The following is a 2369-nucleotide window of genomic DNA, read 5'->3' on the forward strand; positions in this document are numbered from 1 at the left end:
ACCATGGTCAGCGTCGCCAGCGACTCGAACGGCGAGGCCAGCAGGATCACCCCGGCGATCAGACTGATCACGCCGATGAAGACCTCCCACCAACGGCCGGGGAGGGTGGGATCGCTGATCGCCGACACCGCGGTCGCCACGCCACGGAAGATGAAGCCGATTCCGATCCAGATGGCCAGCAGCAGGATCGATTCCTGCAGGCTGCGGAAGCACAGAACCGCCAGGATGAGTGCCGCTGCGCCACTGACGAACAACAGCACCCGGCCACCGGCCGACACATGGAGGCTGAACGCGAAGAAGACCTGCGTGATACCCGTGATCAACAGGTAGGCGCCGAAAAACAGCGCGGCGACCAGGATGGTGATCCCGGGCCAGGCCAGGACCATGATCCCGAGAATCACGGCTAGCACCCCGGAAAACAACGTGTTCTTCCACAGGTGCTGCAACATGCTTGGGGGAGCGGCGGTTTCCATGCGCGAAGTGTCGCATACCGCCACGGGGGCCAGCCGGATTTCGCAGTACGGCTGTGATGTCTCAATGCGGTCGTTAATGTCTCGTTACCGGCGCTGCGCGTCGGGTCATCGGTCGTTAACGTCCTTGGCTGGGGAATACGCGGGGACCCAGGCGCACGACGCTGACGACCCGAAGTAGAAAGTAGAGGCAACCGTGTTCGGTGAAATCCACGACCGCCGGCCCAGGTTCTGGCGTATCGCGGCGGTGTTCGCCGCCACCGGCGCCCTGGCTCTTTCGGGTTGTTCGAGCAGCTCCGAGACCAGCGACCCGTCCTCGCCGACCGAAGCCCCACAGGCCGAGACCGTCGACGCGATCGCGCAGACCGTCCCGGAGGACATCCGTTCGGCGGGCACGCTGATCATCGGGGTGAACATCCCCTACGCCCCGAACGAGTTCAAGGATCCCGACGGCAAGATCGTCGGATTCGACGTCGACCTGATGAACGCGATCGCCGGCACCCTGGGGCTGACCCCGGAGTACCGCGAGGCCGACTTCGCCAAGATCATCCCGTCCATCCAGGGCGGCACGTTCGACGTCGGGATGTCGTCGTTCACCGACAGCAAGGAGCGGGAGGAACAGGTCGACTTCGTCACCTACTTCTCCGCGGGCACCCTGTGGGCGCAGCCCGTCGGTGGTGGCATCGATCCGGAGAACGCGTGCGGCAAGAAGGTCGCGGTGCAGGCGACGACGGTCCAGGAGACCGATGAACTGCCCGCCCGCAGCCAGAAGTGCACCGATGAAGGCCAGCCGCCGATCGAGATCGTCCCGTTCGACAGCCAGGATGCCGCCACCAATGCCGTGGTCCTCGGTCAGGCCGACGCGATGTCGGCGGATTCGCCGGTGACGCTGTATGCGATCAAACAGACCAACGGCAAGCTGGAGCAGGCCGGCGAGGTTTTCGATTCGGCGCCCTACGGGTGGCCGGTGGAGAAGGGCTCGCCGCTGGCCCAGTCGCTGTTGCAGGCCCTCGAGCATCTGATCGAGACCGGCACCTACGAAGAGATCGCGGCCAACTGGGGTCTCGAGGAGGGCATGATCGACAAGCCGGTCATCAACGGCGCGGTCTCCTGACCCGCCGGGGGCCGCACACATGACCGATGTCGGCAAGCCGCCGGAAGCCATCGATGCCGTCCCGTTGCGCCACCCCTGGCGGTGGGTGGCGGCGGGCGTCATCATCGTGCTGGTCGGGCTGTTCCTGTACGGAGCCGCGACCAACCCGGCATACGGGTGGTCGACCTACTCCGAGTACCTGTTCAACGAGCGGGTCCTGCTCGGGGTGTTCAACACCCTTCAGCTGACCGTCTACTCGATGGTGATCGGCATCGTCCTCGGGGTGGCGCTGACCGTGATGCGGCTGTCGTCCAACCCGGTGCTGGGCGCGGTGTCGTGGGTGTTCCTGTGGATCTTCCGCGGCACCCCGGTGTACGTGCAGTTGGCGTTCTGGGGGCTGTTCCCGACGATCTACCAGAACCTGCAGCTCGGGGTGCCGTTCGGGCCGTCGCTGTTCCAGTTCGACCTGCAGGCGCTGTCCATTCCGTTCGCGCTGGCGATCGTGGGCCTGGCACTCAACGAAGCCGCCTACATGGCCGAGATCATCCGTGCGGGCATCACCTCGGTGCCGGAAGGGCAGATGGAAGCGTCCACGGCGCTGGGCATGTCGTGGAGCATGGCGATGCGGCGCACGGTGCTGCCCCAGGCGATGCGGGTGATCATCCCGCCGACCGGCAATGAGGTCATCAGCCTGCTCAAGACCACGTCGCTGGTCACCGCGGTGCCGTACTCGTTCGACCTGTACAGCATCGCCACCCGGGAGATCGCCGCGCGGACCTTCGAGCCCGTGCCACTTCTCATGGTGG

Annotated in this window: 3 protein-coding genes; 2 read left to right on the forward strand and 1 reads right to left on the reverse strand. The window is 65.6% G+C overall.

The genetic code is table 11. The features are described 5' to 3' along the window. Positions 1 to 473: HdeD family acid-resistance protein (locus tag WA944_RS16845; protein ID WP_526647159.1), on the reverse strand; the 473-nt coding region annotated here is incomplete at its 3' end. A 193-nt stretch (positions 474 to 666) separates the two neighbouring features. On the opposite strand from WA944_RS16845, the gene WA944_RS16850 reads away from it, so the two are divergent. Continuing rightward, a complete protein-coding gene (locus WA944_RS16850; protein ID WP_526647160.1) occupies positions 667 to 1584 on the forward strand; it encodes an ABC transporter substrate-binding protein in 918 nt (305 codons plus the stop codon). A 19-nt stretch (positions 1585 to 1603) separates the two neighbouring features. Further along, positions 1604 to 2369 (forward strand): amino acid ABC transporter permease (locus WA944_RS16855; protein WP_526647161.1); only part of this gene is annotated, 766 nt, incomplete at its 3' end.

It is taken from the genome of Mycobacterium sp., from assembly GCF_049683355.1.
Taxonomy (GTDB): Bacteria; Actinomycetota; Actinomycetes; order Mycobacteriales; family Mycobacteriaceae; genus Mycobacterium.